The sequence below is a fragment of the Paenibacillus sp. NPDC058898 genome, from assembly GCF_049316025.1.
Taxonomy (GTDB): domain Bacteria; phylum Bacillota; class Bacilli; order Paenibacillales; family Paenibacillaceae; genus Paenibacillus_AQ.
In genome coordinates, this window is sequence record NZ_JBMOSM010000001.1 from 328,712 (window position 1) to 353,495 (window position 24,784).

A 24,784-nucleotide genomic window follows, 5' to 3' on the forward strand; every position below is an offset into this window, starting at 1 on the left:
GTACGAATTTGTAAAATTGCATTGACAAAAACCTAAGGATGGATTATTTTTTGTACATAGGAATTAAAGTTGCATTAGGGAAAAATAATTGTATCGTTGCAGGACTAGGCTTGAGATGTCCAAGATCGTCTAAGGATTAAGCAAACTCATTATTGATGTGGAGTGGAGGAGAAGAAGATGAAGAACAAGAGGACTAGTAGAAGCAGGATATTTATAGGGGCGGCCGCCATTCTGAGTTTGCTGCTGGTGTTATCCGCGTGCGCTTCGGGAGAAGTGAAGCAGGACGGAGCAGCGGGTGAACAGGGAGATAAGAACATTCGCGTGGTTACAACCATTGGACAGATTGCGGAACCCATCTCCGTTATCGGGGGAGATCGGGTCGAGGTACTGAGCTTGATGGGGCCTGGCGTCGATCCGCATTTATATAATGCAACCCAAGGCGATATCAAGAAATTAGATAGCGGTGATGTTATTTTCTATAGCGGGCTTCATCTCGAAGGCAACATGACGGAAATATTCGAGCAGATTGGTAAGAACAAACCTGTACTGGCGATTGCGGATGCCATCCCGAAGGATCAATTGCTGCAGGATGATACGCAGGCCATCGATCCCCATGTGTGGTTTGACATCGATCTGTGGAAAGCGTCGCTCGATTCCGCGGTAGAGAAGCTGAAGTCGCTGTCCCCGGATGACGCCGATTATTTTGAAGAGAACAAGCAGAAGTATTTTGCCCAGTTGGATGAATTGAAAGCCGAGGCCAAGGATAAGTTGAGTCAGATTCCGGAAGAGCAGCGGGTCATGGTAACCGCTCATGATGCCTTTGGATATTTCGGCCGCTTGCATGGTCTGGAGGTAGTCGGACTACAAGGCTTGAGTACGGAGGATGAAATCGGCCTCTCGGATATTAACGGAACGATCGATATTCTGCTGCAGCACAAGGTGCCTGCCGTATTCGTCGAGAGCAGCGTCAATCCGGCTTCGATTAATGCCGTCATTGAAGGTGCTGCCAAGAAAGGGTTGGATTTAAAGCTTGGAGGAGAGCTCTTCTCCGATGCCATGGGCGAAGCGGGAACAACGGAAGGAACTTATATCGGAATGTATCGTCATAACGTTGAAACAATCTATCATGCATTAACAGGAAGTGGTGAATAAAATGTCTGTACTTCAAGTTCAAGACCTCAATGCATCCTATCGTAAAAACAAAGTGCTCCACCATGTCTCCTTTAAAGTGGAACAAGGCTCTTTAACCAGCATTGTCGGGCCAAACGGCGCCGGTAAATCAACGCTGTTAAAGGTCATGCTGGAGCTTCATCCCAAGCTGTCCGGTAAGGTCTCATTTTTTGGATCAAGCTTAAGCAAAACCAAGACTCGTGTCGGTTATGTGCCGCAGCGCGGATCCGTGGACTGGGATTTCCCGACCGATGCACTGGATGTTGTCATGATGGGTTTATACGGCCGGGTGGGCTGGCTGAAGCGACCGAATAAGAGCCATAAGGAAAAAGCGATGGCATCGCTGGATCAAATGGGCATGGCGGACTTTGCCGACCGGCAGATCAGCCAGCTCTCCGGTGGACAGCAGCAGCGCGTATTCCTCGCTAGGGCGCTTGTCCAGGATGCCGACCTCTATTTCATGGATGAGCCGTTAGCCGGAGTTGATGCTGCAACCGAGCGGGCTATTATGACCACGCTGAAGGATCTGAAAATGGCCGGTAAAACCGTAATGGTGGTCCATCATGATCTCCAGACGGTTGAGGATTATTTCGACCATGTGCTGCTCCTGAACCGTACGGTCATTGCGCATGGGAAGACGGAAGACGTATTCACGAAGGAACATGTATACCGCGCCTACGGCGGTTCGCTTCGCTGGATGAAGGAGGCGTAACGCATGCTAAATTCATTATTGTCTCCAAACACGCAGTGGGTGCTATTGAGCACGTTAATCCTGGGCATGGCAGCCGGCATGATTGGCTGTCTCGCCTATTGGAAGCGGCAAAGCTTGATGAGTGACGCGTTGTCTCATGCGGCTCTTCCCGGTGTGGTGGTAGCTTTTGCATTGACGGGAAGCAAGAATCTGCTGGTGATGATACTCGGGGCTGCTGCCAGCGCATTAATCGGGGCCTGGATGATCCAGTGGATCCGTACCTCCAGCCGCATTAAGGAAGATACGGCCATGGGCATGATTCTATCTGTATTTTTCGGATTGGGCATTATGCTGCTTACGATTGTGAACCGTACAGCGGGCGGAAATCAGAGCGGACTGGATAACTTTATTTTCGGCCAGGCTGCGTCCATGGTTCGTAAGGATGTTTTTACGATGCTCATCCTGGCAGCTTTAGTTATTCTGGTCGTCTCGATTGGCTTTAAGGAATGGAAGCTGTTTCTGTTTGATCCTGATTTTGCCCGGGGATTAGGGTTGAATAGCCGTCTGATGAATACCCTCTATATGGGTGTGCTCGTTCTTGTCATCGTCATTGGTATTCAGGCTGTCGGCGTCATTCTGATGGCGGCCATGCTAATCATACCTTCCGTCAGCGCAAGATATTGGACACAATCCTTCAAAATGATGGTCATTTTGTCGGCTATATTTGGAGGCGGCTCCGGGTTTGTCGGTACCCTGGTCAGCACAATGGGGAAAGGATGGCCTACAGGGCCGTTTATCGTTGTAGCCTCTTCCGTATTGTTCACGGTTTCCCTGATTTTCGGTGCTGAGAAGGGGTTGCTGATCCAAGCGCTGCAGCTCCGCTCTCAGAAAAAAGAGCATATGGACTCCCATAACCAACCTGTTTTAAGTCCCCGGCTGTCCGAAAGGGGGAGCAATCAATGACCTACACAGGATGGATATTGCTTACGGCCTCTCTCGTCGGATTGTCTTGCGGTATCGTTGGCGTGTTCCTGATATTGCGCAGAATGGCGATGATGGCTGATGCTATCAGCCATACGGTGCTGCTTGGGATCGTAACGGCGTTTATCGTCACAAGAGAACTAAGCGGGCCTCATATGCTGATCGGTGCGATTATTGCCGGATTGCTGACAGCGGTCCTCGTTCAATGGTTCCATTCCCGGGGCGTTCAGCAGGATGCATCCATCGGTGTTGTATTTACAACCTTGTTTGCGATTGGCGTTATCCTGATTGCAACTCAGGTTGGCAATGCGCATCTGGATACCAAGCATGCCCTCATGGGCGAGATTACGTTTGTGCCTTGGGAATTAATGCACGTTCCTCTGTTAGGGGAGGTGCCAAAGGCTACCTTTATGCTGGCAGCCGTGCTCCTCGTCGTACTTATTGTCATCCTGGCTTTCTACAAGGAATGGAAGATTACGTCCTTTGATCCGGCTTTGGCGGCCAGTATTGGCATTCCTGTCGTACTCTTGCACTATGTATTTATGTCGCTGGTCTCCATCACGACGGTTGCATCGTTTGATGCCGTGGGAGCGATCATGGTGGTGGCTATGCTTATAACACCTGCCGCCGCGGCCTATCTATGGACGGATAAACTCTCCATCATGCTGGTGTTAAGCGGAGCATTCGGCGTCATTTCTGCAATCATGGGTTACTATGTCGCGTTATGGCTGGATACCTCCATCTCAGGATCTATGGCGTTTGCCACCGGAATCGTATTTATTATCAGCTTCCTGTTCTCTCCGAGACATGGCGTGCTTTCCCGTTATCTTCATAAATTTAATACGCACGGAAGCGAAGAGAAACTGGATGGTGTATCCTAAAAAATGATGCTGTATGAAGCTTGGGCGATTAGATGCCCAGGCTTCTTTTTTTCTTCCAACACTCTTAGAGCATGGTATAATCAGGAAAAAACGCCGCGATTGTGATGAAGATTATTTCAAGGAGTGAGTACATATGCACATGGAGTCAACAAGACTGGTGATCCGGGATTTTCAGGAGGAGGATTTTGCAAGTATTCATGCCTACGCCTCTGACCCATTAGTGACCGAGTATACAATGTGGGGACCGAATACGGAAGAGGATACCTTAGAATATTTAACGGAAATCCGCCAAATGAAGGAGCAGAGCCCTCGTGAGAGCTATGAACTGGCAATCGTGCTGAAAGATAGCGGCCGTTTAATCGGGGGTGTGGGTCTTCACCGATCGAAGACGAACGCAGAGCTTGGATACTGCTTGAATTCCGCCTATTGGCGACAGGGTTATGCTACGGAAGCTGCTAGCGTTATGTGCCGTTTTGGTTTTAAGGAGCTGGGAGTTCATCGGATCTACGCCACCTGCAGGCCGGGAAACATCGGGTCAGCTGCGGTCATGCGCCATATCGGAATGAAGCAGGAAGGGCATCTTCGGCAGCACCTATGGTTTAAAGGTGCTTACCATGATTCCTATTTATTCTCCGTGCTCAAAGAGGAATTCGAAATCTAAAATCTATCATAATGCTAAGGAGTTTCTGCCTCCATGGATAACACTGAATTGTTAATCCGTAATAACGGAATTTCGATTTACGAGCAAGCGTCAGGTAAAGTGTATTATACGAAAGAGGATCATATGTCCGTTGTTATTCTGGCTAAGGATGGCGATCAGCTGCTGCTGATCCGTCAATATCGCGCCGCCGTGGATGACTACGTCATTCAGTTACCTGGCGGTGGCGTAGGTGAGGGGGAGGATCTGGAATCGGCAGCACGCCGTGAGATGCTGGAAGAAACGGGCTGCACATGCGGCAAACTTCATTATCTCGGAAAGCTGTATCCGGCGTCCTGGAGATGCAATGAAATCGCCCATGTTTATTATACCGATGAGGTGATAAGTCAAGCAGATCAACAGCTCGAGGGATACGAGCGCATTGACGTAGTAAGAATGAGCGTAACGGAATGCCTGCACCGGATTAAGGAGAACGAGCTGCAGGACTCCGAGCTGGTCTTTGCGATGATGCAGGGTTTGCTCAAGGGTTTCATTCAGCAATATAAGCATATCGTGGATAAAAGAGTATAGATTCAACACACGAAGAGTCGCGCCGATACAGAACTTATCTGTAAGGTGCGGCTCTTTTTATGCGTGAAATATGGACCAATTCATCATTTATCTCGCGGTGACAAACTTGGCGGCCCCGAAACGAATATAATCCATTATGAGCATAAAGGAGTGTTCGACTCATGGGAAGGCATCTGCTGATCTATGATGTGGAGTGGTGGATCTTAGGAAAGCATGCAAAGCTTATTCAGCAATATCATCCTTCGCTGGACCTCATGTCCGTCGGGGAATTGGGCCGGTATCTGGAGCGTCACAGCAGTGTGGATCTTAATCAGGCCTATGACCGAATAGGTGCAATGTGTTTGGGAATCGCAGCCTTATTGTATTTTCAAGCATATTCGTATCGATGCCTCGGCTGCGGTCTCTTATTATTATTTTAGTCAGAATTACGAAACCTTTCGTGAATGGAACCGTGATGAACTGATCCCCTATCCGGAGTTTCTCAGGCTGGTCATTCCCCGAATCGGCATATTTCGTGCGATGAACCAATAGCTGGGCCAAACGCTTAGACAGGTGGCTCCGGAGGCTAACGTAGAATACATCGGGCATTTTGTAGACCATCGGCTATTCCAGACATCCATGATAGTGCGCAGGGGCAGCACCCCTTTTGTAATAGGGTGGGCCGGTGATCCTGCGAAACGATCCAAAAATTACGTTACATTCATATTCGACTGGAAGGGGAAATGGTTCATTTATGGCATCCATTCGTAGGACCTGATGGGAATCCCAATTACGATTTCAATTATGCACTGTATCTATATCTACAGGCACGCGGCAATCAGAAAGAGATGCAGCTATTGATTCAGGAACCTCATCTTCTCAATAAGGAGGAGTGAATAGCTTATGAAGCTGTCAGTCATTGTACCGGTATTAAATTGCGTTAGGATCAACAGAATAATCAAGAAGCAGCCCCTTCATGATGACTGATTCTACAATCAGATCATGGAGGGGCTGCTTTATTTTAATTGGTTGTCATTTCTGTTACAGCTTGGACAGACGAGCATAAGTGGCTGACTACTTGAGATGCACTGATCAGGCCTAATACCTGCAGCCTGGATATTTGAGTTAGCAAGGAGTTGAGCTGCTGTTCATGGTAGCTTAGGGAATCGACACAATAATGATCGGAGTGGACCTGCGAGTGAACATCCGTAGAGCCGCAATAAACGACTTGATCAAACCTAACCTCCGAGAACAGATCAATCCGATTTGTAAAATACAGCCGAGGACCTATTTTTCGGGTTCCTACGATGAGATTGCCATGATATACATGAGTATACACAATCACAAGCAGATTCTCGTCCTCGCTTAAACCATTTACTATCTGCTGCCAGCGCCTGGAATTGGTTTCCCATACAGTAAGACTGAGCACCAGCACGACCTTCTTCCCGGATTGCTTGACTCTGGACGCGATTTCGTCCGGCTGATCTACCATATGAAAAAGGCTATCCGGTCCTTTTGGCGTTCTCCACGGTTTGTTCCATTTTTGTTCATAGTAAGCTTTGTTCTTGTTCCATAACGCATTATAGACATGATTCTTAAGCTTCTTGATCGTAACGCTCCCGTGATGATAGACAAAGGCGTCTTCCACGATGGCCAGGCGGTACCCTGCATTCCGGACACGTTCGCAATAATCATCGTCCTCAAACATGCCAAGGCCATAAGCGGGATCCAATGCCCCCACACGTTCCCACACACTTCGTCTAATGGCTACGCAGAAAAATCCAAGCAGATCGGTATACCGGTATCTTCGCCGGTAACGTTCGTAGAATTCACTAAGCCAATGGGGGTGAGCGCCTTGAACAGCATCCCCAATGAAATGATCCAGCGCTTGATCATTCCCCACGTGATTAGACATCGGACCCGTCATTGCCAGCATTTCGTCTTTCTGAAAAGGTCTCAGTAGACGGGAGATCCAGCTTCCATCCGGAACAAGCGTATCATTATTGAGCAGAATGATAAATTCTCCGCTTGATTGCGCGCATCCCAGCGTGTTGCCAGCGGCAAATCCGAGATTCGTAGGCGAGGTGATCACCTTGATCAGTGGATGATTCTGACTCTTAAGATTGGAGGATGTCTGATCTTTTGAGGCGTTATCTACGACGATAACCTCCAAATTCGGATAATGACCCGATTGAAGGAGCCGATGAAGACATTGCTGTGTATAAGACCAGTTATTATGAACGACCAGGATCACACTGACCTTGGGAAACAGGTGCTGGACAATATCTGCATGAAGTGATTCATATCGATGATCCCAATTGTTGAGCTTGGCGAACTGCCGCCGCTGTTCAATAACGTTTTGCTCGGACTGTAGAAGGGCAGCTTCAATCGCCTCTTCAAATTGCGCGGGAGTATCCGCAATCATGACCAGGTGATCTGCAACAGTCTTCACTTCAGGAAGTTCTGTAGAGATGACCGGCTTGCCGGCAGCCAAATATTCATACAGCTTCACTGGATTGGTGGCTTGTGTTAGCTCGTTCTTCTTGAACGGAATTAACGCGACATGGAAGCGATGCAGATAAGCAGGGAGTTCATGATACGGCTTCTCTCCTAGCAATAATACGTTACTCAGTTCCTCGATCCCCGAGATGTCACAGCCGAAAGTGTGTCCAATGAGAACAAACGTCCAATCTGGCCGACTTCTGGCGAGTGACTCCATGAGCTGAATGTCAAACCAGTCAGATATAGCTCCGTAGTAACCAATTATCGGCTGATGAATGGACTCAAGCTCCGGCAGTACCTCTTCAGGCTGCTTCGAGAAGTGAGCGGTATCTGCTGCATTGCGGATAAGTACAGTAGAAGGATTGTATGGGGCAGCCCAGTCGTATAGATGCTGAGAGGTTGTTACCACGAGCTCCGCTTCCCGCAGCAGCTGTTCTTCAAGCAGGAGCATCGTTTTGTCGTTTGTTGAGAAGCCGGCATGATGGTCCATGCAGTCGTAGACGATATGATGCTGATCCATAGCGATTACGAGTGGAGTCCAGAATGGAAGATCCACAATGGAGACCAGTTGGGATAGCCCGAATTTATCCCTTACATGCTCAACCGACCACTTTAAATATTGGATATCCCAATCATCCATTTGATCCTGGTACAAATTCAATGGCTGATTGGCGCATAAGGTGACCAGCCATATATTACGATCAATATTTTTAACCTTAACCTGACGGTTGATTTCTTCTCTTGTCGCTTCTTCTTCTCCTAATCCAATAATCCCCGGATTTACGTAGAACACTCGGTGCCCCTGCTGAGCAAATTGTTCTGACATCTGCTGGGGGCGCTGCCATCGGAACTGCCAATCAATGACGGGAAACCGAATGATATCGTATAACGGCATCGTTCCGGGCCCAGGCTCCTCGTCAGTGGGCATCCATACGTCAACAGACTGGACAGGAACCTGCTTCATTTGTTGTGTGGATCGCAAGGAGGTCAATGGCAATGTGACAACGGGAGTTGGAGGGGGAGCGGATCGCTTCCTCCGAATGTATTTCAGGGCTAGCTGGCGCTGTTTCCAATGATGCACGGCCGAGCGATGGGTTGAAGATTTGCGGCGGCGGTAAGACTTGATTTTATTCAAGGTTAGCCTCCTCTCTAGTGCAAGGGTCTATTTAACAAAATATGTATCATTCCAAATATCTGTATGGGTAAAACACCAGATGAGGCGGAAATACCCGAAATGATTGGAGGGCGTACCACTGATGACTGGCTTTCGGTGTTAAGGAAATTAGGCCATTTCCTTATCATTGACATTACGAGTTGCCACTGTCCCGGCATTCACATAAGGTACCAATGACTATACAAAGGGAGGGGCACTTGTGAGGAGATATTGGAACAGGAGTCTTGATGGGGGAAGCAAAGAAATTACAGTACGAAAAAAGAAAAAGCGTAAAAAAACCTCACATTCGGTGTGGAGTAAATTTTTATCTCTGCGTCGAAAGCTCATTCGCAGTATTGCAGTAATCCGATTGCAGATTGTTCGATTGAATGAACGGATCCATGCGCTTCAAGAGCAGGTGAACGGTTTACAAGGTGGAGCAAGTCCAGGAGCAAGTCCAGGGAGCAGTGTCTCTGCTTTTTTAAGAGGAAGACTGAACAGCCGAATTACAGTGGAAACAACGGCAGGTACCATATTCGGGACGCTGATCGCGATTGGAGAAGATAATGTACAAATTGCAGAGCCGAACGGCAGTATCGTCATAATCCCGCTCCGCAGCTTCTTATCTATCGCTTGATAAAAGATGGGAGGAATTAGATAGTATGGACTTTTCAGAAATTCTGGCTGCATTCGTGGGCAGAACGGTAGAAGTTGTACAGGTGAATCAATTTCTGCAAGGTCAGTTACGATCCTCAGTAGACGGGTTAATTACAGTGGAAGTGGTAAGCTCGAATTATATTCCTACCTCTCAAGTAGTCACTGTACTTAATGAGAGCATTTCATTCGTACGCATTCTGCCTCTCTGAATGATGGTCATGTTTCCATGTTTCAGACTCGCCTATAATGGAATTTTTCCATTCCAAGTATTGGTGGGGATGCCGATGCGTCAAGCTGGACGTTCTTAATCTTCGGTGGTACAGCGCCTCTGGTACATGATAAAGCTTGTGTGTATTGGATAGCTTCATTAATTGTCCGATATCCTCATACAGTCTCCCTTCAAAGAGAGTATGATGATCCCAGCCATCAACCTGCTTAAGTATAGAGACATTGAACATGCGCGGAGCGACGGCAGGGGCATTTTGCAGCAGCACATAGGGAGACAAGGAAGAGGGGGCAACTTTAACTCCTTGATACACCAGCTGTTTATTCGCACGTTCCAGCCATTCCATATGATTAGCATACACGACGGCAGTATTCTGTTGGCCACCAGCCTCCCTCATGAGGATCTCCAGCGCGTCGGGTGCCAGCCAATCATCGGCATCCAGCTCCAATAACCAGGGAGCTTTCGCTAGGTTCAATATTCTGTTCAGAGCTCGTGATTTACCTGTATTAACTTCTTGTCGAATCAGCTTAATGCGATTATCCTGAGGCACCCTCATCAGATAATGTGCAGTCTCTGCATCGGTTGATCCGTCATCAAGAATCACAAGCTCCCATCCCCCGAAGGTCTGCGCTAATACGGACCGCACAGCCCAGGGAAGATATGAGCCATCATTATAGGTGCACAAAGCAATGGTAACCAGAGGAGGACATGAGACCACTGGTGGCTGTGATTGTTCTTGGGATCCAGCTTGGAGAAGAGGTAATACGGCTTGCCATTCCTCTGTTTCTTTCATCCAAGCGGGAGCCGCGCGTTGATGGTATAAGATTCCGGCGGAATCAACTTCCATCCATTCATATCGCGTGGACAACTCGAATTTTTATCGTTCAATACGTATTTCTGAAATGGCAGCTGCTCTCTGGTTCTAAAGCCCGGTGTTTGTCCGCTCATGACAGTCTTCGTGCGCCATAACAGCGGTCCACGGGGAATGCGCAAGTATGGGACGTGTCTGTTCTTGGAGGGAGCCAACTGATCCGTAATCGAAACCGGATTTATGATATATCCGGCTGAATGGTCGCTGCAGGTCCTCAGCCATTGTTCAATCTCCACCTTGGCATGAGGCTGGACAGAATCTCCCGCATAAAGCGTCATGAACCACGGGCCAAACTCCCGGGCAAGTGTTTCATTTAGGATCGTTGCGGTCACTTCTTCGCTAGGGATTATCACTTGACGGGCATCGGAGAAAACGCTTTGAACCGATGCTGCAGTATTCTCGCTTAAATGGGGATTTAAACCTGGAAGAATAAACACCAGCATAACCGTTCAGTTCCTTTCTGTATCCTTATCTTAGCTGTTACCAAGCTGAATCTAAATGGAATTAACCCAATCCTGGTTATCTTATGCCCACATGCGCATGGGGGATACAACTGGCCAATAACATACTCTAAGTTGCGACACTCTGGTAAATCGGGAATAATAGAGCCTAGAAGCAAAGCCGAATCAGGGATGGGGGAAATTGAATCAGATGAAATCGACTTATAGTCAAATTATTCAGCAAGCTCAAGGATTTGCACGCTCCGTGCACGATCGGGATGCAAGCGGTCATGATTGGTGGCATGTGCAGCGTGTCACCCGCATCGCCCGACTCTTGGCGTATCTTGAAGGCGCGAATCCATACATATGTGAATTGTCAGCCTATCTCCATGACGTAGCTGATGAGAAGTTGAACGAATCGAAGGAAGCAGGTTATGAGCGGGTTCAGCATTGGTTGAAGCAAGCTGGTGTGGAAGCATCTGACCAGGAAACCGTGTTGGAGATTATCAGCACGATGTCATTCTCTGGTGGAACGGGGAGCGCCATGCGTACATTGGAAGGGCAAATTGTACAGGATGCAGATCGTCTGGATGCGATTGGCACGATCGGAATTGCCCGTACATTTGCTTATTCTGGTTGGAAGGGACAAAGCATGTACGATCCATACATTCCCCTTCGGGAGCACATGACACGAGAGGAGTATCGAAAAGGTAAGAGTACAGCCATTAACCATTTTTATGAAAAGCTGCTAAAACTAAAGGACAAGATGAATACGGAATCGGCAAGACTGCTGGCAGATGGCAAGCATCAGAGTCTCGAGCTTTTTCTCCAGTTCTTTGATAAAGAGTGGTCGATGGGGAATGAAGCCTACCTGAACGAATCCCCGATTCATCGCGGAAATGTATCGCGTGTCCATATCGCCTTCGATGATTCAACGGCAGGGTCGTTAAGGATGATGCTGCGCTCGAAACCGGGGGAAATCGTAGTTACATTGGGCGATGATCTTATGGTTGGGCCGCTCCCAAAGGACGATGATTACTCCCATTGGTTCTCTACCCGAAATGAGTGGTTTCAGGAACGATATAGCATTGCGCATATGGATGACAGGAAATTAACGATGTTGCAAGCCGCCTTCGATTGGCTGACCTGGACCCGGCAGCTGAGGGAAGTGCCGTGCATGATATGGGCAGGAGATTCTGCCTCGGAACAACTAGGCTTACGCAGGTTGTTGTCTTTGATACCAGATCATCCTGATGCCATATTGGTGAATGCGACAAGTGTGCTTCACAAGCAGAACCCGAACATTTGGTATCGTGGGACATTCGAGATGGCTATAGATAAACTTCAAACGGTGCTGGACACAGCCGAGCATGTTCCATTGTCGCCGCAAGCTCAGGCTGGCTATCGTGCGGATTGGCAGCGTCTCGTAAACGATGATGGGTTCCTGCGCGTGCTTCAAGGTGAGGAGCTACGCATCGTTCCTGAATCTTACTATGATGCAGATATACTGCAAGCCGCTTATCGTCTTGAGGCTAGACATGGGTTCTTCAAGAAATCAGCCCGCATTATTGGCGAGGTGATCGGAATGGGTGAATTAACCGTTTCCGACTCTTTTATCGAGTATCGGGTTCGTCATCTGATTCAGGAAGGGGCTCTAACCTATAACGGCGAGCTGACAGCGATGCGAAACTACAGCATCTCTCTTGTAGATGCATCGACTCCCGAGGAGCGGTGGACCCATGCACAGCGCCTGGCCAAGGTCGTGAAGCTGAAGTCGCTGATGAGTGAGATGATGGAAATTAATCATTCGGAGAGAGGTCTCATGGAAGAACTACGCCAGTTGGATGCAGAGGGACTGGGATCATCTGTTTCCACCAACCCGAAAGCTTTTAGGAGCAGCATACAAACTCAAATCGATAGCCTATTGAGCACGTATCAACAGCATCAAGAACAACGCGTGTCTTTCTTGGGTTCTCTGGAGAAGGTGTTAACTCAGATCGATGAAAGGGCACCGAAAGAATAAATTAAGCACATTCGTATAATGTTGGAAACTTAATATTATTAGACAGAGAAAAGATAGTGGAAAGCGGTGGAGTTATGTTATTTACGGATCAGCAGATTCAAACCATAAAAGAACAAGCGCTTGGGATGGACAAGCATCGACAAGTAACGCCCGAAGTGCTGGCAGCTATATACGATCATCGTTTATTTCATTTGTTTGTGCCCGATGAGCTTGAAGGAAGAATGACCTCACTGCCGGAGGCTGCACGCATTTTTCAGGAGAGTGCCAGGATCGACGGTAACCTGGGATGGCTGGTTACGATTGGAGCAGGTGGAGGATTCTTCGCGGCACTGATGAGCCAGGAGGTGAGTCGCCGCGTATTCGCACACCGAGAAGCGGTGATTGCGGGCAGCGGGATGCCGACAGCTACGGCAAGACAGGTGGACGGCGGATATATTGTGAACGGCAGCTGGAAGTATTGCAGCGGCTCTACCTATGCAACGACCTTTACAGCCAATGCGGTTATCGAACCAGATTCTACGATACCAGATGCAGCTGACGTACCGACTGCGGATCAGGACGAGCCTCATATTCGATCCTTTATCCTGTACCCTGATCAAATCGAGATTCTGGAGGATTGGAATGCCTTCGGACTGCGGGCAACGGCGAGTCATACGATATCCGCTGTGGATGCGTTCGTGCCGGTGGAGATGACGTTCTCCCTTACAGAAACCCAAGGGTATGAGAACGAAACAATCTATCAATATCCCTTCCTTCCGTTTGCCCAAGTATCTTTTGCTGGAGTCGCCGTTGGCATCGCCGAGCATTTCCTTGAAGCAGCAGAATCACTTGCGGCACAGAAAGGGAGCTCTCCTCATGTGATCGGCAAGCTGGAGGAGCGTAAAGCAATGTTGGAGCAATCCGTTTCGGATTTTTATGAGACGGTGGAGGGCTCATGGGAGGAGCTGCTGAGTAACGGTGGATTATCGAATGCAACAGAAGCAGAGGTAACCACCCGAAGCGTAGCAGCAGCCCAAACAGCATTATCCTGCGGCCAGCAGGTGTTCCCGCTGTTGGGTTTATCCGCTGCGATGGAAGACACCGAAATCAATCGCTGCTGGAGGGATCTTCAGACGGCATGCTCGCATGCGCTGCTAAGAAACTTCTGATGGAGAAGTAAACCATTGAGATGTATAACCGTTTAGAAGCAAAACCATGAGCCGCATACCAAGCAGCTCATGGTTTTTATGTTGATTTGCTGCTAATTCCATACCCCGAAAAGCACAATTATTCAGTATTCACGTAGGAGGCCCGGTCCTCACCCAACAAAGGTAGTGACACTGCCCATTCCCATATTATCGAAACTTGCCGTAATCTTTAATATGCACTTCAATCGAGCATTCCACCGGCAGCTTTTGAAGCTCTTGTCGCCAGTTCATCTTTTTCCACTGCTCATAGCCCACCCGATTACGGACAAACCTACCGATTCCAAGGTTGTCTACCTGATGTTGTTTCATGAGCTTGATGATGTTATCGCCCTTTTTTGAAATATATTGACTGATTCGCTGCTCTAGCTCATGCCGCTGCCGATCGTTGCTTAACCTAGCATCGCCGATGTATTCCAGAACAGTACCGGAAACTTTGACATAATACGTCACTTTGTCAATGCCTTGAGCCCCGCGGGTGACTTTGACTTTACGTGAGCTGATTAATGAACTGAACATGATGTTTTCCTTCTTGCCGTTAATCTCTGTCAGATCAATATTAATTTGGCCATCTCTGAATTTGTCCTTCAAAAAAGCGAAGACCAATGCGTCCTGAGGTTCGATCCTCGCAACATATCGATCATCTCTAAATAATGCGATTCCATTCGTTGTAATGAAATTATCTCCATGCTTCTTAAGAATCGGAGCAACCGGATCTACACCCTGATCGAAAAAGTCCCTGGCAAAGTTGAATAATGTTACCTTTGGAATGGCCTGGCCCAGCGATTCTTTTTCAAGCAGCATTTCGATATATCGACCTGTTCGCGGATGGTTCTTATAATCATCGATCAACAGTTCGCCCGCATTACCATCAACGACACTCACTTTTACCTGTGATGAAATGGAGGGATCCCTGAATAAGGTGTCCAGATGTCCGTGCAGTCCATTCTCCGCCAGTGAAAGACCGAACAGCACGTTGCGGATTTGCCCGCTTACCAGCAGCATACCCGTTCTCCGGGACATGATCATTTTCGCCTCTTTGCTGCTTGAGGCGTTCGCCGTTAATACCTCCCGTTTAGAGGTGGCTTCCGGGTCTGCCTGCGGGATGGAAACTGAGATGGCTAACTTGCCATCCGGCAGTAAATCATAACTGGTTGTCTGGATGAAACCCAGATCTTCCAGAATGCGTTGATCTCCACAGCCTGATATAAGGAATATACATAGCAGGAGGAGCAGGCATGTACATTTTTTTAACATGATCACATCACGCTGCCTTTTTTCGCCGCTGCCATAGCAGCAGAATGATTAAAACTAAGGGCATTATGTAGGCGAATCCGATCTGAATATACCCCAGAAACAAAATCCACTCCCGTATTCTATTTAAAACCGTTGGAATGTAGGAGATGAGCAAGGCGACCAAAATAATAAAAAAATAGTGGACGTTGAGTTTGATCTTCGGAAAGACTCTTTGGGTACTCTCACCGGCTGCCCAGAAATAGAGGACGAGCGTGATGAGGGTTGTGAACAAGAAAAAGCCATAGAAGAGATTCTCGACACGCTCAATAAACGGAAGTTTGATGTAAGCAAGCAAATCCAGTAACGGAAACAGCATGACCTTAAGCATATCGCTGCCAATGACTCCAAATGACACAAAGCCCAGAATAACGTAGGATATCGTACGTACAAGATGACCATAGATAACCGCTCTGAACAATTTGGTCTTCTTATCGGTATACGGAAACAATAATAAACACAGCTCATAACCCATAAATGCCAAATAAATATGGAAAAAACCTTGCGTCATGTTGTAGCTGTCTTTAAAAAGATAGGGGGTCAATCTTTCGAACCTGAATTCTCCCAGATAGTACAACAGAAGGAGATTCATCCAGATAGTGCACCAGAAGAATACGGTCGAAGCCTTGGAAATGTTATAGAGCCCTTTGGTCAGCAGAATAAAAGCTAGAACATCGATCGCAATCTTGAACACCATCGGATCGGTGGTCGGGAACGCGAACATCTGAAAGATCAGCACATATTGCTTGCCTACGAGACAGCCGATAAGCGCCCATACCAAGCTGATGGCCAGATAGAAGGGGCTCAAAATGAACTTGGGAATGCTTTTTTCTAATATTTCGAAGATGGACTGTCCATTGCTCAGCTGGTACACCCCATACATCATGTAAATATTCAGACAGATCAGAATGGCTATGGGGATCACGATAAGCCAGCCGTTTGTTCCGAAATACTGGGCCTCGATCTGCGTGATACTGAATACGTATACACCCGTTTGGATCATGTAGATGAGGATCGCGGTATGAAATTGGGATAGTTTTTCTTTCAATTGTCCTCACCTCTTCATTTTTAACTTCACTTTGTTTCTGGCTTTGACTTGGGTCGGCCGTTTGGCCAATGTGGAAAAAGGCAGTCTCAGAAACACGTCTTTCCAATCATAAGGCTCAAATGGAGCTATCGGCGATAAATAGGAGGCGCCGATACTTGTCAATCCGCTCAGGTGAATGACGATAAATGCGAGTCCAATGGCCAATCCCAGATTGCCCCAAAACCCTGCCAGGATAATAAGTCCGAAACGGAACAGGCGAAAGGATGCACTCATCACATAGTTGGGAATAACAAAGGAGGCAATCGCCGAAGAGGCGACCGCAATGATTAGAATGTTACTTGTTAATCCTGCTTGCACAGCAGCTTGTCCTATAACGATACCGCCTACGATACCAATGGTTTGCCCGATCTTGGTTGGCAGTCTAGCCCCGGCCTCCCGCAGCAGCTCAATGGTTGTCTCCATCAGCAGTGCTTCAAAAATCGGGGGAAAAGGCACTCTGCTTCTGGACTCCGTTAGTGTCAGCAGTAAATTCTGTGGAATCATTTCATAGTGAAAGGAGGTCACCGATACGTAAAGGGCTGTCAACGTCACCGTGATCAGGAGCGCTGCAAACCTCAAGAACAAGGATGCCGTGCCTATGCTCCACCGTTGGTAATAATCATCGGAGGATGAGAAGAATTCAAAAAAGTTGACCGGGGCGCTGAAGGCAGTGGGGCTCCCGTCCATAATTCCGACGATACGACCCGAAACCAGCTTCGATGCGATCGTATCCGGCCGCTCGGTGGTCAGAAATTGGGCAAAGATCGAATACGGATCATCATCAATGCACTGAATCAGCATATTCGCATCATGGATAGCATCGATTTCGATATCCTTAATTCGCTTTATCACTTCTTTTACGTAGTTCTCATTTGCGATGTCTTGGATGTAAAGAACATAGACATCAGATTTGGTCACTTCACCAACGGACAATTTAATGACTTTGAGATGAGAACTCTGAACTCGCTTCCGGATCAACGACAGATTTGTATAAGCTTGTTCGGTAAAAGCCTCGTGCGGCCCGATAATGATGGATTCCGTTTCGGACTCAGCAACCGTACGTGATATTGGGAAAATAACATCGATCAGGTATGCTTTGTCCTCATAAAAGAATAGAGCCATGCCGTCAAGAATGCTCTCCACGCATTTTTTAGTATCCGTCACATGCTCATACTGGGATTGCTGCGTCAACGGTTCTAGCGGTGTATCGGAATTCAAGAGTGGAGGGAGCAGGTCACGCGCCAGTCGATCCTCATTGACTAAATGACTGAAATACAGTACATGCAAACGTTCATTATGATAGGTTTTATGGACAAAATCGGCGGCATGATCAAATTGGTCGATGATATGCTGCAGCGTCAGCCTATCATCTTCCTGGGGGTTAGGATCTTGCTGATTTTCGTGAGTTTGGCCTTTTTCAGAATGCTCATGGCTAACCAGAAATATGGATTTTAACTTCTGTTTCATTCCCACGTCTTTACACCTCGGATTTCTGCATAGTCTGTCACAGTGTGTGTACTTTGCCCTGGTTTTATCCAACGAATCCCAAGTTGAATTAGGAAGAATATAAGCGGGAATCTTAGGCTTGAGTGACGAACGCTAGATCAACTAGAGGTGTAACGAGGAGGTTTAATATGCTGGGCAGCATCGTATTAGCCGGTGTTTTATCGTTTGGGTTAAGTCCTGGTTATGAACAAGGTATAAAAAAACTTTCGGATTCCTATGATCAGCAAGCCATATTTGAATCCGGCGGTGAGCTTGTAGAGGAAGCTTTAAGGTCCTGTGGGAAACATTTCGGTACAGCCATCTTCTTGCCACCGCAATTGCCGTCCGTAGCTTTCACGCATCAGTATGGCCGCTGTTATGACATGGAAGGCGGATTGGACGAGCATCTGGAGGTTCATTATTGGAACCGATATAAACCTGAACATGACTACAAGATCGCGTTATATCCGCTGGAGAATAAACAGCAGCTAAAGCATCTATCATTTCAAGAATCGGAGCTGGCAGATCATACGACTGCAAAGTTTTACAAGGGACCGATCAATACACTTCAACTGTTAGTATTCGAAAAGGGGAACTGGCAATACCTTTTAACTGCTGCAAATCGCGCTTCGTCGAAAATCAGTCAGCAGGAATTGACAGAAATTGCAGAGTCCCTGACCCAAGCCATGAACAGTAAGGACCCTGTTTACGCCATGTGGGGAACGCTCGCCGTGACGGAAACGAAGCGTAAATACAATATGGATGTCGTCGACTACCTCTATATGGGAAAAACCACGATATCCAATGAGATGGCGGAGGAGAAATTTAAGCTATGGCTTAAGAAAGGCGCTCGTGAATTCGGCGTATACGTAACCGTTGCGTTTCACCCGACAACCCATCAGTTCATATCGATTCGATACGAGGAATTCTAGCTGGTTAGCAGGCACAAACACGATTTTCAGAAAGAGATTCATGTTTGCTGTTTTTGAAAGTGGTGTTTTCCTGCTGTTCAGACGCTTATATATGGTGTACCATATTTGGTGAAACTTGCCTCCGTGATTTCTACATTTTGCGCCAGTAATAGTGATTTAGGAGTGATTCGCTTTGTCGTTTATAGTACTTAAGCTCCTATTTGTTCCCTTGATATCGGTTTTTATCATGGTGTCGTCGGTTTATCTTGGATATCAAACGTCAATCCCTTTGATGCTGCTCACGGCATCGTTACTGTATGCATCCGTCATATGGGATCGAAAGTTCGAATGGCTTCGCATTCTTCAATTTCTCTTTCTCGGGGCGTTTCATTATGTTAGCCAATTGAATTGGTGTATCTTGCTGTATTACATACTTATCATCAATCTCATTCATAAAAAGGAGCGTTTCATAGAAACGATGCCGCTATGCCTCCTTATGGTACTTCAATATTCTATTATTCGTCTGACTTACGTGCCTTTTACAAAGTACAATATTCTGGTTTCGGTGTTTGATTGCTTAGCATCCTTTGTCGTCGTGATGTCCTTTCATTTTGTTAACTTTCTCGAATCGGAAAAGAAGAAATTATATAAGCAAAACGATTACCTGACCTATCATGATCCCTTGACGGGACTTCTGAATTATGATGGATATTTGAATAAAGTTCAGCATCTCATTGAGGTGAATAAGCCCTTTCAGTTGGTGTTACTGGACATCAACAACTTCAAATCGTTAAATGCCAAGGACATCTCCACAGCCAATGAGATTCTGATCAGTTTCTCACGGGCAGTGCGCAAACTGTTCCGAAACGATATGCTGGCAGCCTCCCGATATGCGGGAGACCGCTTTGCCATACTGCTGCCCGAGCATGTCAACATCGACAGCAGCATGTTCAAATTTGAAAATATCGGCGTACAGGTGACCTATAGCATCACTTGTTACCCGCATGAAGCCTTAACTTATCAAGAGATGATCAGCACGGCAGAAGACCGGATATTTCAAATGCGGCGCAATTCCTGGATGAGAAGCCAGGAGGAGATGATCCGGACGGAAAAGATGAAGATGGTGGGGGAGTTGGCAGCCGGGATGGCCCATGAGATTCGAAATCCCCTTACCTCCATTAAAGGGTTTATTCAACTCTCCAAAAATCAAAGTTATAACATTAAGCCCTGGTATGAAGTCATAATGGGGGAGATTACGCGGGTAGGGGAGCTGACGGCAGAATTTCTACACTTCTCAAAACCCCATGCCAGCAATATGAGGGTAGAATCCCTTAGGGACTGTATGACTCGAGTCTACTCGTTGTGTGAATCCGAAGCCGCTTCGCATGGACATTTATTTATGCTGGATGTAAGCGATGAACCGATTCAGATCGTCATGGACCGTGATAAGATCATCCAGGTACTGATTAACCTGATCCGTAATTCCTTTCAAGCGATGGAGCACACCGGCTCCGTCCGAATCTCGCTCAGAGCGGAAGAACGAATGGCTGTCGTGGAAATTGAGGATACCGGAAAAGGCATTGCCGATGAAAATCTGGCCAAGATATTTGATCCGTTCTACACAACCAAAGAAGAAGGAACCGGACTTGGGCTGTCCTTGTGTCAAAAAATTGTAGAGGACCATGGGGGCAGAATAACGGTGCACAGTGAGCTAGGGATTGGTACGACATTTACCCTGCGGATTCCACTCGCTTAGAAAAAATGGATGGCAATCTACCGAAATATATCCTATGATAGGATAGTTATTTAGCAATCCAAGATGGTTTGCTTTATTACTCATGCATCAATGTGTTGCAGGAAAGGAAGTAACAGATCGTATGTCGATGTCCACAAATGAAGCCGGTTCAGCCATGGTTCTAACTCGCAGGAAGAGGCTTCAGTTTGCCTTGATTCTCGGATCTCTTTCGGCTTTCGGGCCACTTTCCGTTGATATGTATTTACCTGCACTGCCGAAGCTCTCCGAAAGTTTGGGATCACCAGCATCGTTGGCCCAATTAAGCCTGACGGCTTTTTTACTTGGTCTTGCTCTGGGACAGCTTGTAGCAGGCCCGCTCAGCGATATCCGGGGGAGAAAAGCACCGCTTATTATATCCTTGATTATTTATTCGATTACCTCCTTGCTGTGCGCGTTTGCTCCAACGATATGGGTTCTGGTTGCGCTTCGATTCGTGCAGGGAGCAAGTGGAGCAGCCGGTATCGTCATATCCAGGGCTGTCGTCCGGGATTTATATACCGGTTCGGAGCTGACCAAATTTTTTACTTTGCTGATGCTGATTAATGGATTGGCACCTATTATCGCTCCTGTATTCGGGGCGTTTATCCTTAATTTCGTCTCTTGGCGCGGAGTTTTTGTCGTCCTGTTCCTAATTGGATTGCTGATGCTGCTTGCTGTATGGTTTGGTCTTCCAGAAACGCTCACTCGGGAGAAAAGGGCAAGCGGAGGGATTAAACAAACATTCCGTACCTTCGGCACGCTGGTTCGGGACCGCGTATTTGTCGGCTATGCGCTTTCTCAAGCGTTCGTATCCGCCGCGATGTTTGCGTATATCTCGGGGTCACCTTTCGTGCTGCAGGATATCTTTGGCGTATCCCCTCAAATGTACAGTCTGTTCTTTGCCGTTAATGGGGTTGGCATTGTCCTGTTCTCTCAAATTACGGGCAGATTGGCCTCCCGCACAGGGGAAACCAAATTGTTGACAACGGGTCTTGTCATTGCGGCCTTTGGCGGCACTTCACTGTTCGCGATCACATGGCTTGGCGGCGGATTGCTGCTGATTGCACCGATGCTGTTCCTGATTGTTTCTGCCGTCGGCATGGTCAGTGCAACGACTACGTCACTGGCGATGCAGAAGCAAGCAGCCCACACTTCAGGCAGTGCGTCCGCACTTCTTGGATTACTGCCATTGTTATTAGGTGCAGCCGCAAGTCCACTTGTAGGCCTGGGAGACGGAACTACTGCTGTCCCAATGGGAACGGTCATCGGGATTGCAGAATTGCTGGCCGTAAGCTCGTTTTTGTTCCTTGTTATGCCCTTTAGTCATAGGAAAGAGACGCCAGTGTCCTTGTAAAATAAGTCATAACATACAAAAGAAACCCACACTTCATGGTGAGGGTTTCTTTTGTTTATAAAACAATTTGAATGAATTACCTGTAATGCAATCATAATACCAGAGAGTAAACGAAACCGGACATATCACGTAAACGCCACTAGAGAAAAACACAACGATAAAGCAGGTGAACCAGCTTGAGATGGATGTCAGCCCTTGGTCTATTGTTTATGCTCCTGCAAGGGGATGAACCGGATAACAGCGATTTAATGATAACGCAAGAAGGCAAAGTCATGGCAAGCGTGAGCCGAAGTGACCATGCGCTTGATGTTTTCCCACTGCTGGATATGGATAAATACAATCAATGGGTAGATGCGCTTGATCGGAAAACCTATATGGAAGCCCGGAACGCCCGGATTGGCAGCAATGGTCAAATCATTCCCGGGCAGAATGGTCATAGACTGGATCGACGCAAACTGCTGGAGCAATATTATTCCTATTGGTACGGCACTGGGGGCGCTACCGTCGAAGCCCCGAGGTATCCGATTTATCCGAAGGTGGATACGGAACTTTTGGCCTCCCTTCGGGTGAAGCCGATAGGTTACTATGTCACCTATTTTAATTCCAACAACAAAAATCGTTCCCATAATATCGCGTTAGCCGCTCAGGCGATTGACAGTGCAGTCGTGTTTCCCGGAGAAACCTTCTCTTTTAATCAGGTGGTTGGCATTAGAACGGTGGACAGAGGGTACAAACGTGCTGGCGTTATTGTCAGAGGCGAATTATCGGAGGGGGTGGGGGGAGGGATCTGTCAGGTCTCTTCCACACTGTATAATGCTATTGACCGTGCAGGCTTGCAGATTGTAAAGCGATACTCTCACAGCCGGAACGTACCTTATGTGCTGCCGGGGCGCGATGCTACGGTGAGCTGGGGAGGACCTGATTTTGTTTTTCAGAACGCATATAATCAGCCCATCCTCATCCGCGCATTCGGTAATGGGGGAAGAATGACCGTTGCCATCTACTCTTCTGAACTCATTGAATATAAGCCGCGTAATGTACCGAGCATATCCAACGTGCTGCCGCAGGAGACGAGTGACACCAATCATAATCCGGTTAACGGTGATTAATCCAAGGTTTGGAGCATGGATGCAGCAGGTCGCGGGCGTACTGACTTATACCATTGCATACACAGCCAATACACTAGAAAGAGATCAATCGCTTCGCCGCCGTAATACATCAGCATTCCGCCCAGCTCGGCCTGTTCCGAAGAGACGCCGTCTGGCGGATAGGCATATATGTATTTGGAGAGTATCCCATGCCCGGCCATGGCGATCATCAGGATGATCGCACGAGTCTCAAAGCTGAGACGATGCGGAGCCACATCCACATAGAGCAAAGAAACCGGTACCGCAGCCGATGATACCAATACGTCTCATAACATAAGTCCTCCTCGAAATGGGCTTTTAAATAGAATACAGTGATGCCGTTTGGATAAAAAGGGTGGAATTAACTATTATTCACTCCGGCATATGAACTAAGGGATTCATGTTAATATAATGAAGTTTAGTTTACATAATATTTAATATGTAACCAATAAGGCTGCAACATAGTCAAAAGGCGAATCCTGTTAGGGATTCGCCTTTTTCATGGAAGAAGTCATTCATGTTGTTGCACATTAGGCATGAAGTGAAATCGGAATTTCCTTCACACCGCGGACAATCATACCGGGTCTCCATTCAAGCTCATCGATGTCCCGCTGCAGCTCAAAGTTGGGGTAGCGGTGGAGCAGCGTGTTGATTGCGATTTCACCCTCCAGTCTGGCAAGGGGAGCTCCCAGGCAGAGATGAATCCCTTTGCCAAAGGCTAAATGCTGGCTCTTCTCCCGGGTAATATCAAAGATATCCGGGTCCTTAAATTGTGAGGCATCCCGATTAGCGGAGTTCAAAGCGATGACAACCAAGTCGCCTTTCTTCATATGAACACCATGAAAATCCATATCCTCCGCCGCGAAGCGGGAGGTGCTGAATTCAACGGGACCGTTGTAGCGAAGCATTTCCTCAATCGCACCATGAATGAGTTCGGGTTGTTCCTGCAGAAGCTTGCGTTGTTCGGGATGCTCCAATAAGGCAAGCACACCATTACCGATCAGGTTTACCGTCGTTTCATGACCAGCTATGATCATCAGGGTGACGACGCCATATAACTCCTGTTCGGATAAGCGATCACCCTGATTCTCGGCAATGACAAGCTGACTGATCATATCATCGCCCGGCTGCTCGCGAACCTTGGCAAACCAATCCTTCAAATAAGCGATAAATTCATTCATATGCTGGACGACTTGCTCGTTCATTTCCTGGTTGGAAGCGCCGATGATGGAGTTGGACCATATCCGAAACTTTTCTTGGTCCTCCGTAGGCACGCCAAGGATTTCACTTATCACGATAATAGGAAGTTTGAACGCATATTCATCAATGAGATTTATGGTTTCTTTGGAGGAGACAGCATCCAGCAGGTTGTCCGCGATCTCTTGAATATGGTCCCGCATATCCGCAATTCGCTGCGGAGTAAAGCCCTTTTGGACTAATCCGCGAAGCCGTTTGTGATCCGGCGGATCGGAGAACAGCATATTAGTGCTGAACACGCTGGTCTGTTCCTGCCCCATTGCTTTAGCGACGTCTTTACTAAATCGGACATCCTTGAGCGCTTCAATAGCTTCCTCGTAATTGCTGATCAGCCAGCCGAAACGTCCATCAGGAAATTGCAGATTCAGTATGGGATCGCTTTGCCTCAATTTCTCGTATACAGGATAAGGGTTATGGGTAAATTCCTTCGTAAACAATGCATTTTTCAGAGATTCGTTCACATTTGTCATATAGGGTCTCCTCTCGAAAATGATAGTTTCCTATCCAGTA

23 protein-coding genes are annotated in these 24,784 nt (G+C 47.4%); 15 read left to right on the forward strand and 8 right to left on the reverse strand.

All coding sequences use genetic code 11. The features are described 5' to 3' along the window. Positions 1-177: 177 nt before the first annotated feature. From ACOZB4_RS01360 to ACOZB4_RS01390, 7 genes are all read left to right on the forward strand, one after another. Entirely contained in the window at positions 178-1,152 is a 975-nt protein-coding gene (locus ACOZB4_RS01360; protein ID WP_379405278.1) for a metal ABC transporter solute-binding protein, Zn/Mn family, read from the forward strand. Between the two features lies 1 nt (position 1,153). Beyond that, a complete protein-coding gene (locus ACOZB4_RS01365) occupies positions 1,154-1,882 on the forward strand; it encodes a metal ABC transporter ATP-binding protein (RefSeq protein ID WP_379405280.1) in 729 nt (242 codons plus the stop codon). Positions 1,883-1,885: 3 nt separating this feature from the next. Next, complete coding sequence (locus ACOZB4_RS01370; RefSeq protein WP_379405283.1) at positions 1,886-2,824, forward strand: metal ABC transporter permease; 939 nt, start codon at positions 1,886-1,888, stop codon at positions 2,822-2,824. After that, positions 2,821-3,723: a metal ABC transporter permease gene (locus tag ACOZB4_RS01375; RefSeq protein WP_379405285.1), complete on the forward strand. Its 903-nt coding sequence runs from the start codon at positions 2,821-2,823 to the stop codon at positions 3,721-3,723. Before ACOZB4_RS01370 ends, ACOZB4_RS01375 begins: the two co-directional genes overlap by 4 nt. A gap of 133 nt (positions 3,724-3,856) precedes the next feature. Then, a complete protein-coding gene (locus ACOZB4_RS01380) occupies positions 3,857-4,384 on the forward strand; it encodes a GNAT family N-acetyltransferase (protein ID WP_379405287.1) in 528 nt (175 codons plus the stop codon). Positions 4,385-4,417: 33 nt separating this feature from the next. Beyond that, positions 4,418-4,951: an NUDIX hydrolase gene (locus tag ACOZB4_RS01385; RefSeq protein WP_379405289.1), complete on the forward strand. Its 534-nt coding sequence runs from the start codon at positions 4,418-4,420 to the stop codon at positions 4,949-4,951. Between the two features lie 161 nt (positions 4,952-5,112). Further along, positions 5,113-5,370 carry a hypothetical protein gene (locus ACOZB4_RS01390; RefSeq protein WP_379405291.1) on the forward strand — a complete coding sequence of 86 codons (258 nt, stop codon included), beginning with the start codon at positions 5,113-5,115 and terminating at the stop codon, positions 5,368-5,370. A 581-nt stretch (positions 5,371-5,951) separates the two neighbouring features. Here the strand turns inward: ACOZB4_RS01390 and ACOZB4_RS01395 are convergent. Further along, entirely contained in the window at positions 5,952-8,567 is a 2,616-nt protein-coding gene (locus ACOZB4_RS01395; protein WP_379405293.1) for a glycosyltransferase, read from the reverse strand. Positions 8,568-8,805: 238 nt separating this feature from the next. On the opposite strand from ACOZB4_RS01395, the gene ACOZB4_RS01400 reads away from it, so the two are divergent. Continuing rightward, on the forward strand, positions 8,806-9,222 hold the full coding sequence (locus tag ACOZB4_RS01400) for a hypothetical protein (RefSeq protein WP_379405295.1): 417 nt from the start codon (positions 8,806-8,808) through the stop codon (positions 9,220-9,222). Between the two features lie 25 nt (positions 9,223-9,247). Further along, a complete protein-coding gene (locus tag ACOZB4_RS01405) occupies positions 9,248-9,451 on the forward strand; it encodes a hypothetical protein (protein WP_076323429.1) in 204 nt (67 codons plus the stop codon). On the opposite strand, the gene ACOZB4_RS01410 is transcribed toward ACOZB4_RS01405, so the two are convergent. Together ACOZB4_RS01410 and ACOZB4_RS01415 are read right to left on the reverse strand one after the other, a co-directional pair. Beyond that, complete coding sequence (locus ACOZB4_RS01410) at positions 9,425-10,114, reverse strand: glycosyltransferase family 2 protein (RefSeq protein ID WP_379405297.1); 690 nt, start codon at positions 10,112-10,114, stop codon at positions 9,425-9,427. The two genes, ACOZB4_RS01405 and ACOZB4_RS01410, sit on opposite strands and share 27 nt — an antisense overlap. 143 nt (positions 10,115-10,257) lie before the next feature. Then, the gene (locus tag ACOZB4_RS01415; RefSeq protein ID WP_379405299.1) at positions 10,258-10,782 is read right to left on the reverse strand and encodes a hypothetical protein; all 525 of its coding nucleotides are present in this window, start codon (positions 10,780-10,782) and stop codon (positions 10,258-10,260) included. Positions 10,783-10,990: 208 nt separating this feature from the next. Between ACOZB4_RS01415 and ACOZB4_RS01420 the strand changes: the two genes are divergently transcribed. Both ACOZB4_RS01420 and ACOZB4_RS01425 read left to right on the forward strand, forming a co-directional pair. Continuing rightward, complete coding sequence (locus ACOZB4_RS01420) at positions 10,991-12,802, forward strand: DUF3658 domain-containing protein (RefSeq protein ID WP_379405301.1); 1,812 nt, start codon at positions 10,991-10,993, stop codon at positions 12,800-12,802. Positions 12,803-12,876: 74 nt separating this feature from the next. Then, the gene (locus tag ACOZB4_RS01425) at positions 12,877-13,950 is read left to right on the forward strand and encodes an acyl-CoA dehydrogenase (protein ID WP_379405303.1); all 1,074 of its coding nucleotides are present in this window, start codon (positions 12,877-12,879) and stop codon (positions 13,948-13,950) included. 186 nt (positions 13,951-14,136) lie between these two features. On the opposite strand, the gene ACOZB4_RS01430 is transcribed toward ACOZB4_RS01425, so the two are convergent. Genes ACOZB4_RS01430 through ACOZB4_RS01440 form a run of 3 tightly spaced genes read right to left on the reverse strand, consistent with a single transcriptional unit; the run spans position 14,137 to position 17,833 of the window. Next, entirely contained in the window at positions 14,137-15,243 is a 1,107-nt protein-coding gene (locus ACOZB4_RS01430) for a Ger(x)C family spore germination protein (protein WP_379405305.1), read from the reverse strand. A 7-nt stretch (positions 15,244-15,250) separates the two neighbouring features. Further along, positions 15,251-16,327: a GerAB/ArcD/ProY family transporter gene (locus tag ACOZB4_RS01435; protein WP_379405307.1), complete on the reverse strand. Its 1,077-nt coding sequence runs from the start codon at positions 16,325-16,327 to the stop codon at positions 15,251-15,253. A 6-nt stretch (positions 16,328-16,333) separates the two neighbouring features. Then, a complete protein-coding gene (locus ACOZB4_RS01440) occupies positions 16,334-17,833 on the reverse strand; it encodes a spore germination protein (RefSeq protein WP_379405309.1) in 1,500 nt (499 codons plus the stop codon). Between the two features lie 167 nt (positions 17,834-18,000). Between ACOZB4_RS01440 and ACOZB4_RS01445 the strand changes: the two genes are divergently transcribed. From ACOZB4_RS01445 to ACOZB4_RS01460, 4 genes are all read left to right on the forward strand, one after another. Continuing rightward, positions 18,001-18,783 (forward strand): DUF3889 domain-containing protein, encoded by a 783-nt coding sequence (locus ACOZB4_RS01445; protein ID WP_379405311.1) that lies wholly within the window; start codon positions 18,001-18,003, stop codon positions 18,781-18,783. 172 nt (positions 18,784-18,955) lie between these two features. After that, entirely contained in the window at positions 18,956-20,518 is a 1,563-nt protein-coding gene (locus ACOZB4_RS01450; protein WP_379405313.1) for an ATP-binding protein, read from the forward strand. Positions 20,519-20,639: 121 nt separating this feature from the next. Further along, the gene (locus ACOZB4_RS01455) at positions 20,640-21,890 is read left to right on the forward strand and encodes a multidrug effflux MFS transporter (protein WP_339273259.1); all 1,251 of its coding nucleotides are present in this window, start codon (positions 20,640-20,642) and stop codon (positions 21,888-21,890) included. 176 nt (positions 21,891-22,066) lie between these two features. Further along, complete coding sequence (locus ACOZB4_RS01460) at positions 22,067-22,999, forward strand: VanW family protein (RefSeq protein WP_379405316.1); 933 nt, start codon at positions 22,067-22,069, stop codon at positions 22,997-22,999. On the opposite strand, the gene ACOZB4_RS01465 is transcribed toward ACOZB4_RS01460, so the two are convergent. After that, positions 22,996-23,298, reverse strand: coding sequence for a cytochrome c oxidase assembly protein (locus ACOZB4_RS01465; protein WP_379405318.1), 303 nt, complete (start codon positions 23,296-23,298; stop codon positions 22,996-22,998). The two genes, ACOZB4_RS01460 and ACOZB4_RS01465, sit on opposite strands and share 4 nt — an antisense overlap. A 249-nt stretch (positions 23,299-23,547) precedes the next feature. After that, entirely contained in the window at positions 23,548-24,744 is a 1,197-nt protein-coding gene (locus tag ACOZB4_RS01470; RefSeq protein ID WP_379405320.1) for a cytochrome P450 family protein, read from the reverse strand. Positions 24,745-24,784: the final 40 nt, after the last annotated feature.

Coding starts and splice junctions, on each gene's coding strand:
- ACOZB4_RS01445 (WP_379405311.1), top strand. CDS start 18,001: ATGCTGGGCAGCATCGTATTAGCCGGTGTTTTATCGTTTGGGTTAAGT.
- ACOZB4_RS01415 (WP_379405299.1), bottom strand. CDS start 10,782: ATGCTGGTGTTTATTCTTCCAGGTTTAAATCCCCATTTAAGCGAGAAT.
- ACOZB4_RS01380 (WP_379405287.1), top strand. CDS start 3,857: ATGCACATGGAGTCAACAAGACTGGTGATCCGGGATTTTCAGGAGGAG.
- ACOZB4_RS01430 (WP_379405305.1), bottom strand. CDS start 15,243: ATGTTAAAAAAATGTACATGCCTGCTCCTCCTGCTATGTATATTCCTT.
- ACOZB4_RS01370 (WP_379405283.1), top strand. CDS start 1,886: ATGCTAAATTCATTATTGTCTCCAAACACGCAGTGGGTGCTATTGAGC.
- ACOZB4_RS01385 (WP_379405289.1), top strand. CDS start 4,418: ATGGATAACACTGAATTGTTAATCCGTAATAACGGAATTTCGATTTAC.
- ACOZB4_RS01360 (WP_379405278.1), top strand. CDS start 178: ATGAAGAACAAGAGGACTAGTAGAAGCAGGATATTTATAGGGGCGGCC.
- ACOZB4_RS01365 (WP_379405280.1), top strand. CDS start 1,154: ATGTCTGTACTTCAAGTTCAAGACCTCAATGCATCCTATCGTAAAAAC.
- ACOZB4_RS01390 (WP_379405291.1), top strand. CDS start 5,113: ATGGGAAGGCATCTGCTGATCTATGATGTGGAGTGGTGGATCTTAGGA.
- ACOZB4_RS01405 (WP_076323429.1), top strand. CDS start 9,248: ATGGACTTTTCAGAAATTCTGGCTGCATTCGTGGGCAGAACGGTAGAA.
- ACOZB4_RS01425 (WP_379405303.1), top strand. CDS start 12,877: ATGTTATTTACGGATCAGCAGATTCAAACCATAAAAGAACAAGCGCTT.
- ACOZB4_RS01470 (WP_379405320.1), bottom strand. CDS start 24,744: ATGACAAATGTGAACGAATCTCTGAAAAATGCATTGTTTACGAAGGAA.
- ACOZB4_RS01375 (WP_379405285.1), top strand. CDS start 2,821: ATGACCTACACAGGATGGATATTGCTTACGGCCTCTCTCGTCGGATTG.
- ACOZB4_RS01440 (WP_379405309.1), bottom strand. CDS start 17,833: ATGAAACAGAAGTTAAAATCCATATTTCTGGTTAGCCATGAGCATTCT.
- ACOZB4_RS01420 (WP_379405301.1), top strand. CDS start 10,991: ATGAAATCGACTTATAGTCAAATTATTCAGCAAGCTCAAGGATTTGCA.
- ACOZB4_RS01455 (WP_339273259.1), top strand. CDS start 20,640: ATGTCGATGTCCACAAATGAAGCCGGTTCAGCCATGGTTCTAACTCGC.